The following is a 9,220-nucleotide window of genomic DNA, read 5'->3' on the forward strand; positions in this document are numbered from 1 at the left end:
GGCGAGGCCGTGGGCCTGCTGGGCCCCACCGGCTGCGGCAAGTCCACGCTCGCCCGCGTCACGGCCCTGCTGCACCGCCCCGACTCGGGCACCCTGCTCCTCGACGGCGAACCCGTACGGCGCTGGCGCCACCGCGCCCCGCGCGAACTGCGCACCACCTTCGGCGTCGTCTTCCAGCAGCCACGCCTCTCCGCGGACCCCAGACTGCGGCTCGCCGACCTCATCGCCGAACCACTGCGCGCCAACGGGCTGCACGAGGAGATCACCGAACGGGTCGCCGACCTGTCGGCGGCGGTCGGCCTGACCCCCGACCTGCTGACCAGGCGCCCCCACGAGGTCAGCGACGGCCAGCTCCAGCGCGCCTGCCTGGCCCGCGCCCTCGCCCTGCGCCCGCGCCGGCTGATCTGCGACGAGATGACCGCCATGCTCGACGCCTCCACGGCCGCCGCCCTGGTCGCAGCCGTCGAACACTATCGCCGCACCACCGGCGCGAGCCTGCTCGCCGTCAGCCACGACCCCACCCTCCTCCACCGCTGGTGCGACCGCGTCATCACCTGGGAGACCCTCACCGGAGAGCGCGCCGATGCGACGGCCTCACCTTCCGAAAAGGCGTCCTGATGTGAAAGTCGCCTGATGTGACAAGTCACCTGGAAGTGTTCTGCCGGTTATCTCCGCGGTGCCGTGATCTGGGGCGATGCCTCCCTGAGTCACCCGTTGTGGCGAATCGCTCTAGATCATCCTGGTCCGCGCCGTCGGTACCTGTACCTGTTGTCCCGGACCGACATCCACCTTCCGGTCCACGTTCTTGAAGGGACAACTCACCATGTCGACACGTCGTTTTGCTCGCATGATCACGGTGGCGGTCGCCGCAGCGGCCCTGAGCGGCTCCGCGGTTCACGCCACCGCGGCTCCGGACACCCGAGCCGCCACTGCCCGGAAGATCCTGGCCAACAGCGGTATTTCCCTGGCCACCGCTCACGTGGGCGGCAAGCATCCGGGCTCCACCGCCAAGGCGAACATCACCGACACCGCCAACGGCAAGGGCGCCCTCACAAGCCCGTGGGGACACAAGCCGAACCGTCGTGTGGCCCTGGACCCCCGCATGCTCGATGGGCTCCTGAAGTTGAACACCCAGTACAAGTACCGGATCACCGTGTCGGAGATCGTCGGAGGCAAGCACAGCGCCAACTCCCGCCACTACGCGGGGAAGGCGATCGACATCACCTACATCAACGGGAAGCATGTCGGATCGGGTGCTCCCCACAAGGGACTGATGGCCGCCTGCCGCAAGCTGGGCGCCACGGAAGTCCTCGGTCCGGGCAATGCCGGGCACAGCAGGCACGTGCACTGCGCCTGGCCTCGCTGATCGACCACCTCCCGGAGCTGCCTGCACGTCGCCGTGGCTTCGGCAGGACAGGGCCGGCACCGATCTGAGCGTGGTGTGGCGGGTCCGCACCGGCCGATGCGGACCCGCCACGGTCTTGTTGCTCGGTTTGTCCGCCGGCACGATGCCGCACCACCGGCGCGAGCCTGCTCGCCGTCAGCCACGACCCCCCCTCCTTCACCGCTGGTGCGACCGCGTCATCACCTGGGAGACCCTCACCGAAGGGCACGTCTGGGAGACCCTCACCGAAGGGCACGCCGGTGCGACGGCCTGACCTCCTTCAGCCTCCGGGGCGGGAGAGGCCGAATGCGTGGGTATGGGCCTGCCTCGGCAACACGGGTGCGGCCATGGCAGCAGGTCGTTCGGGCCAAGACGCCTTGACCGACAGCCCAGGAGCTTCGCGTGTTGTGCTTGGCGGACATCACCTGATCGAGGCTCAGCTCGAAGAGGCGTGCTGTTTCTCGTCGTCGGGTTCGGGGGCGGCACGGTCGTCGATGACGATGCGGACGGCGTCGGCTCCTTCGCCACGGTGGGGCCGGGTGACGACCTCCTGCACGGTTTCGGTGAGCCGCTCGTGGAGATGGGCGGCGATCGCGCGGGTGCCGGCGTCGTCGGCGGTGTGGCTGACGCGGTGGAGGCTGGTCAGCGCGGCGACGAGGGTGGGGCCGGAGACCTTGGCAAGGATGGTTCCGGCGGCGTCCTGGACCTCGGCGGGCAGGTGGAAGTGCTGGTCCGTTCCGGCGTGCTTGACGAGGAACTCCCAGGTGTCGCGGTGGGCGTGAAGGGTGGCCGCGGAGATGCCGGCGGCGGCTCGGAGGGTGTCCTCGTCGGGTTCGGGAGTGCTGGGGGTGTCGGCCGGCTGGGGTTCGGGGGTGGTTGATTCCGGCTCGGGGGTCGATTCCGGTTCGGGTGCTGACTCCGGTTCGGGTTCCGGCTCGGGCGCACTGGTCGTGTCCGTCGAGGGCGGGGACGGCGGTGGGGGCGGGGTGCCGACAGCCTGCGTCTGGAGCCGGTTGTCGAGCTGAGTGAGGGCACTGCGGATGGCGACGAGTTCACTGCCGATGTTGGCCACCGGGCCGGTGACGATGTCGTTGGTGCGGGCGAGGGCCTCACGGGCGATGGCCCGGATCTCCGCAAGTCCGCTGGTGATCCCGTTGTTGATTGCCTCGGTGGTGTCTCGCCGGATCTGGTCGATGGTGTGCTGCTGATCGGCGACCTGCTGCTTGAGGGTGGCGAGGTCGGTGGTGAGCTCCCCGAGCTGCTTGATGATTTGCTGAAGCTGGGCTCGGTCTCTGCTGTTGAAAGGCACGCTCTCCCCCTGGCGGTACTAGTGACCTTGAAAGGGTGGATTGAGAGCGACTTGTCGACAAGAAGGCAATTCGGTCAGCAGGCCGATTCAAAGCCCTCGAGGCGCCGCAGATGCGAGTGCGCCGGGTACTTCCATTTCACGTTTGTGCGAAAGTCGCATATTTGTTGGAGCGGAATTTCCGGGCCACCGCCACCGGTATCTGGAGGCAATCGGCGTCCTGGCGGACAAGGCGTACTTCTCCCGCACGCCCCGGGAACACCTGCGAAAGCGCGGCATCCGTTCAACGATCCCCGTTCCAGCGGACCGGAGCAGCCACAGGCTGCGCCAGGGCAGTTCCCGGATGAGGCCCTCCAGCACATACGCTCAGGCCGCCCCAGCCCATGAAGAGAGAAGGCGGCCCGAGCACCGGAGGTCTCACGTCGAGGATCCGTTGTCCTCCGCTGACCAGCTCCCACGCGTGGGCGAACAGCTCGGGCAAGGTGCGGGTGGGAAGAGGAGGCGGGTTCTCCAGCCGGCCGTTGCCTACGGCGTACTTGGCGGTGCACTGCTGGGCGATCTCCCGTTGTCCGCGTTCCGTCCAGAGGGCGGCCACGAGGAGATCGGGCAGCAGCTCTCGTTCCGAGGGCACCGCGCGGAGCAGGCGGGACACGGTCACGTCGTGGTCCGGGCGGTGCACGACGGTGATGCGGTCGCCTCGAGGACGCGGAGCACCGCTCCGGGGAACGCGGCGCGCGTGAAGCGGTGTACGGCGCCAGGCCGAAGCCGAGGACGGCTGCGCATTCGGCGTCGGCGGCCAGCGCGAAGCCCGGCCCGAACAGGGACGTCAGCTGGTGTGCGCCGACGGTCGCTTCCTGTCCGGCGTCGCCATGCGTCCGGAGGCATGCGAGCAGGGATTCGGGCGGCAGGTCTGCTTCTTGTTTGCGTGGCCGGCTACGCCGCTCGCGGCAGCGGGGCGTGGCGGACCGCGGCGGTCGACCGCCCCGGGACCGGGACTGCGGGCGTTGCGGACACGGCCGGTGGGGACCGGGACGGTCGCCTCGAGCCCACGCCCGCGCAGGCGGATCCGGTTGCGGCGGGAGGCGTAGGACGTCTTGCCGGCCTGCACCCGGTCGTGGGCGCACGGGGCGGCACCGCCATGGACGCTGTTTTCGGGTGACCTCACGGCGACGGGGACGGTCCGGTCCCGGTCCACAGTCCCGGAGAGGTCCCGAAGGCGCCGCCGCACCCCTTTCGGGCTTGCATGCGCACAGGGCACAGCAGGCCGCAGGGAGTGCGGCGGCAGCGGTGGGTCAGATGTCCCGGAAGATCTCGATCTGCGCGCCGATCGAGTTCAGACGTGTCGCGAGGTCCTCGTAACCCCGGTTGATGACGTACACGTTGCGCAGCACCGATGTGCCTTCGGCGGCCATCATGGCCAGCAGGACGACGACGGCGGGGCGCAGGGCCGGCGGGCACATCATCTCGGCGGCGCGCCAGCGGGTGGGGCCCTCGACCAGCACCCGGTGCGGGTCGAGGAGTTGCAGACGGCCGCCCAGGCGGTTGAGGTCCGTCAGGTAGATCGCGCGGTTGTCGTACACCCAGTCGTGGATCAGCGTCTTGCCCTGCGCGGAGGCCGCGATCGCCGCGAAGAAGGGGACGTTGTCGATGTTCAGGCCGGGGAACGGCATCGGGTGGATCTTGTCGATCGGCGCCTCCAGCTTGGAGGGGCGCACGGTGAGGTCCACCAGACGGGTGCGGCCGTTGTCGGCGACGTATTCGGCCGAGCGGTCGTGGTCGAGGCCCATCTCCTCCAGGACCGCCAGCTCGATCTCCAGGAACTCGATCGGCACCCGGCGCACCGTCAGCTCGGACTCGGTGACGACCGCGGCGGCCAGCAGGCTCATCGCCTCCACCGGGTCCTCGGAGGGGGAGTAGTCCACGTCGGTGTCGATGACCGGCACGCCGTGCACGGTGAGCGTGGTGGTGCCGATGCCCTCGATCCGCACGCCCAGCGCCTCCAGGAAGAAGCACAGGTCCTGGACCATGTAGTTGGAGGAGGCGTTGCGGATGACGGTCACGCCGTCGTGGCGGGCGGCGGCCAGCAGCGCGTTCTCGGTCACGGTGTCGCCGCGTTCGGTCAGGACGATCGGGCGGTCCGGGCGGACGCTGCGGTCCACCACGGCGTGGTACTGACCCTCGGTGGCGGTGATGTCCAGCCCGAACCGGCGCAGCGCGATCATGTGCGGCTCGATGGTGCGCGTGCCGAGGTCGCAGCCGCCCGCGTACGGCAGTTTGAAGTGGTCCATGCGGTGCAGCAGCGGCCCGAAGAACATGATGATGGACCGGGTGCGCACCGCGGCCTCGGCGTCGATCGCGTCCATGTTCAGCTCGGCCGGCGGCACGATCTCCAGGTCGGTGCCGTTGTTGATCCAACGGGTGCGTACGCCGATGGAGTTCAGCACCTCCAGGAGGCGGTACACCTCCTCGATCCTGGCCACGCGCCGCAGGACCGTGCGCCCCTGGTTGAGCAGCGACGCGCACAGCAGGGCCACGCACGCGTTCTTGCTCGTCTTCACGTCGATGGAGCCCGACAGACGGCGCCCTCCCACCACGCGCAGGTGCATCGGGCCCGCGTAGCCCAGTGACACAATCTCACTGTCCAGGGCTTCCCCGATTCGGGCAATCATCTCAAGGCTGATGTTTTGGTTGCCGCGCTCGATGCGATTGACGGCGCTCTGACTGGTGCCGAGCGCCTCGGCCAGCTGCGCCTGTGTCCAGCCTCGGTGCTGCCGCGCGTCGCGGATGAGCTTGCCGATGCGTACGAGGTAGTCGTCTGTCATGAGGCTGAGGTTATCTCAGATATGAGATGGCGCTTCCTGAGGGGGTCCATTCGGGTGATGTGCTGTCGGTGGCATCTGGCCCCAAGGGTTCGAGATTGTTCGAAAAATCCAGCTAAAGCTGTTTGTGCCGTGGCTGTCCCGTGCCGTCGTGGGTGATCGCGGGGCGCACTTCCTGTCGGCGGTGAACGGCCTGAGTCGTCTGCCGGTGTTCGGTCGTATCTCCCGGTGGGGGCGGAAGGTCTCGCGGGATGTGAGTGGGGTGCGGTGCTTCTTGTCGAGAGCGCCGAGGGCGTCGAAGGCGTCGAGAGGGTCGGAGGCGGCGGGGTGCCGGAGTCGCCGGGCTTGGCGGAGGCGGCGGTGGTGGCGGTCGTGTTCGCCGCCGGGTTCCCCCGGGTGTCCGGCTCGGCGTGTTGCGTCGGCGTGTTGGGAGCCCCTGGGGCGGGTGCGAGGGGATGTCGTGCGGGTGCCGGGTGCGGGGTGGTCGTTCCGGGTGGTGCGTCCGTCCGCGCCTGTGTGCGCGACGTGCCTCGGTCCGTGATCGCGCATGACCATTCCGCCCCCGTGTACTAGAGTTATCTCGACATCGAGATATCTGCCGGGAGCACCACAGCCGCCACCTGGATAAGGCATGCCTAACTTAGCCTTACCTTACTGGAGTGGCCGAGACGCCGTGGCGGCAGGATCGTGGTGGTACGCGCACATAGTGAAGGAGACTGTCGTGTCGGCGAACAGCTTCGACGCCCGCAGCACGCTGCAGGTGGGCGACGAGTCGTACGAGATCTTCCGGATTGACAAGGTCGAGGGCTCGGCCCGACTGCCTTACAGCCTGAAGGTGCTGCTGGAGAACCTGCTCCGTACCGAGGACGGCGCGAACATCACCGCCGACCACATCCGTGCCCTCGGCAACTGGGACGCGAAGGCCCAGCCGTCGCAGGAGATCCAGTTCACGCCCGCCCGCGTGATCATGCAGGACTTCACCGGCGTGCCCTGCGTCGTGGACCTCGCCACCATGCGCGAGGCCGTCAAGGAGCTCGGCGGCGACCCGGCGAAGATCAACCCGCTGGCCCCGGCCGAGCTGGTCATCGACCACTCCGTCATCGCCGACAAGTTCGGCACCCCGGACGCCTTCAAGCAGAACGTCGAGCTGGAGTACGGCCGCAACAAGGAGCGTTACCAGTTCCTGCGCTGGGGCCAGACCGCGTTCGACGAGTTCAAGGTCGTTCCGCCCGGCACCGGCATCGTCCACCAGGTCAACATCGAGTACCTGGCCCGTGTCGTCATGGTCCGTGACGGCAAGGCGTACCCGGACACCCTGGTCGGCACCGACTCGCACACCACCATGGTCAACGGCCTCGGTGTCCTCGGCTGGGGCGTCGGCGGCATCGAGGCCGAGGCCGCCATGCTCGGCCAGCCGGTCTCCATGCTCATCCCGCGGGTCGTCGGCTTCAAGCTCACCGGTGAGCTGCCCACCGGCACCACCGCCACCGACCTGGTGCTGACCATCACCGAGATGCTGCGCAAGCACGGTGTGGTCGGCAAGTTCGTCGAGTTCTACGGCGCGGGCGTCTCCTCCGTGCCGCTGGCCAACCGCGCCACGATCGGCAACATGTCGCCGGAGTTCGGCTCCACCGCGGCGATCTTCCCGATCGACGAGGAGACCATCAACTACCTGAGGCTGACCGGCCGTTCCGAGAAGCAGATCGCGCTCGTCGAGGCGTACGCCAAGGAGCAGGGTCTGTGGCTCGACCCGGACTTCGAGCCGGACTTCTCCGAGAAGCTCGAGCTGGACCTGTCCACCGTCGTGCCCTCGATCGCCGGCCCCAAGCGTCCGCAGGACCGTATCGTCCTGGCCGACGCCAAGGCGCAGTTCGGCCAGGACGTGCGCAACTACGTCACGGACGCCGGTGACGTCGACGAGGCCAGCAAGGAGTCCTTCCCGGCCTCCGACGCCCCGGCCATCTCCAACGGCGTCCCGACCTGCAAGGTGCCGGTGAAGGCCCCCGACGGGACGGAGTACGAGCTCGACCACGGCGCCGTCGTCGTGGCCGCGATCACCTCCTGCACCAACACCTCCAACCCGTACGTCATGGTCGGCGCCGCGCTCGTGGCGAAGAAGGCCGTGGAGAAGGGCCTGACCCGCAAGCCGTGGGTCAAGACCACCCTCGCCCCGGGCTCCAAGGTGGTCATGGACTACTACGACCGGGCCGGCCTCACCCCGTACCTCGACAAGCTGGGCTTCAACCTCGTCGGCTACGGCTGCACCACCTGCATCGGCAACTCCGGTCCGCTGCCGGAGGAGGTCTCCCAGGCCATCAACGACAACGACCTCGCCGTCGTCTCGGTGCTGTCCGGCAACCGCAACTTCGAGGGCCGGATCAACCCCGACGTCAAGATGAACTACCTGGCGTCCCCGCCGCTGGTCGTCGCCTACGCCATCGCCGGCTCGATGAAGGTGGACATCACCACCGAGCCGCTGGGCCACGACAAGGACGGCAACCCGGTCTACCTGAAGGACATCTGGCCCTCCGAGCAGGAGGTCCAGGAGGTCGTGTCCTCCGCGATCGGCCAGGAGATGTTCGGCCAGAGCTACTCCGACGTCTTCGCCGGCGACGCCCAGTGGCAGTCCCTGCCCGTCCCGACCGGCGACACCTTCGAGTGGGACCCGGAGTCCACCTACGTCCGCAAGCCCCCGTACTTCGAGGGCATGAGCCTGGAGCCGGAGCCGGTCGAGGACATCACCGGCGCCCGGGTGCTCGCCAAGCTGGGCGACTCGGTCACCACCGACCACATCTCCCCGGCCGGTGCCATCAAGGCCGACACCCCGGCGGGCAAGTACCTCCTCGAGCACGGCGTCGAGCGCCGCGACTTCAACTCCTACGGCTCCCGCCGCGGCAACCACGAGGTGATGATCCGCGGCACGTTCGCCAACATCCGCCTGCGCAACCAGATCGCGCCGGGCACCGAGGGCGGCTACACCCGCGACTTCACGCAGGAGGGCGGCCCGGTCACCTTCATCTACGACGCCTCGCGCAACTACATCGAGCGGGGCATCCCGCTGGTCGTCCTGGCGGGCAAGGAGTACGGCTCCGGCTCGTCCCGCGACTGGGCGGCGAAGGGCACCGCGCTGCTCGGCGTCAAGGCCGTCATCGCCGAGTCCTACGAGCGCATCCACCGCTCGAACCTCATCGGCATGGGCGTGCTGCCGCTGCAGTTCCCGGAGGGCCAGTCCGCCGAGAGCCTCGGCCTGACCGGCGAGGAGACCTTCTCCATCACCGGCATCACCGAGCTCAACGAGGGCCGTACGCCGCGCACGGTGAAGGTCACCACCGACACCGGTGTCGAGTTCGACGCGGTCGTCCGCATCGACACCCCCGGTGAGGCCGACTACTACCGCAACGGCGGCATCATGCAGTACGTGCTGCGCAGCCTGATCCGCAAGTAACGGAGCGCCCGGGCGAGGGGCCGCATCCCCGGCGACGGGGGTGCGGTCCTCCGCTTTTCGAAAGGGCGTTTACAAGTTGCCGCCCTCCGCGCTAATTTCACTGTCAGGCGAGGTGGGAGCGCTCCCATCCGGTGGACCGGAACACACCGGATGCGAGCTGCTCCCGCCCCGTCCGCCCACGAGCGCCGGTGCGAGGGCCGACATGTCATGTCTATGCCAATCAGAGGACGTCCTCGGCGGCCGCACCGGATCCCCACCCGGCCGCC

At 68.6% G+C, this 9,220-nt stretch carries 6 protein-coding genes; 3 read left to right on the top strand and 3 right to left on the bottom strand.

Going from position 1 to position 9,220, the window contains the following annotated elements; genetic code table 11:
* Window positions 1-618, top strand: a 618-nt coding sequence (locus CCN35_RS11080) for an ABC transporter ATP-binding protein (RefSeq protein ID WP_107501040.1), incomplete at its 5' end; no start/stop codon positions are given.
* A 205-nt stretch (window positions 619-823) separates the two neighbouring features.
* Window positions 824-1,366, top strand: coding sequence for a M15 family metallopeptidase domain-containing protein (locus tag CCN35_RS11085; RefSeq protein ID WP_067396531.1), 543 nt, complete (start codon window positions 824-826; stop codon window positions 1,364-1,366).
* 454 nt (window positions 1,367-1,820) lie between these two features.
* Here CCN35_RS11085 and CCN35_RS28335 read toward each other — a convergent pair whose 3' ends face one another.
* The 3 genes from CCN35_RS28335 to CCN35_RS11090 all read right to left on the bottom strand — a co-directional run bounded on the left by CCN35_RS28335 (window position 1,821) and on the right by CCN35_RS11090 (window position 5,512).
* Window positions 1,821-2,693: a hypothetical protein gene (locus CCN35_RS28335; protein ID WP_067396533.1), complete on the bottom strand. Its 873-nt coding sequence runs from the start codon at window positions 2,691-2,693 to the stop codon at window positions 1,821-1,823.
* Window positions 2,694-2,973: 280 nt separating this feature from the next.
* Window positions 2,974-3,342, bottom strand: coding sequence for a hypothetical protein (locus CCN35_RS28040; RefSeq protein ID WP_143631471.1), 369 nt, complete (start codon window positions 3,340-3,342; stop codon window positions 2,974-2,976).
* Between the two features lie 640 nt (window positions 3,343-3,982).
* Window positions 3,983-5,512, bottom strand: a complete 1,530-nt coding sequence (locus CCN35_RS11090; protein ID WP_067396535.1) for a helix-turn-helix domain-containing protein — start codon at window positions 5,510-5,512, stop codon at window positions 3,983-3,985.
* Between the two features lie 718 nt (window positions 5,513-6,230).
* Here CCN35_RS11090 and acnA point away from each other — a divergent pair.
* Window positions 6,231-8,954 (top strand): aconitate hydratase AcnA, encoded by a 2,724-nt coding sequence (gene acnA, locus CCN35_RS11100; RefSeq protein ID WP_067396539.1) that lies wholly within the window; start codon window positions 6,231-6,233, stop codon window positions 8,952-8,954.
* The last annotated feature ends 266 nt before the right edge of the window (window positions 8,955-9,220 follow it).

Source organism: Streptomyces thermovulgaris (assembly GCF_002155915.1).
In the GTDB taxonomy this organism is placed as follows: domain Bacteria; phylum Actinomycetota; class Actinomycetes; order Streptomycetales; family Streptomycetaceae; genus Streptomyces; species Streptomyces thermovulgaris.

What these genes read in the sequence shown, in the direction of transcription:
- CCN35_RS11085 (WP_067396531.1), top strand. Translation starts at nt 824, where the DNA reads ATGTCGACACGTCGTTTTGCTCGCATGATCACGGTGGCGGTCGCCGCA.
- CCN35_RS11090 (WP_067396535.1), bottom strand. Translation starts at nt 5,512, where the DNA reads ATGACAGACGACTACCTCGTACGCATCGGCAAGCTCATCCGCGACGCG.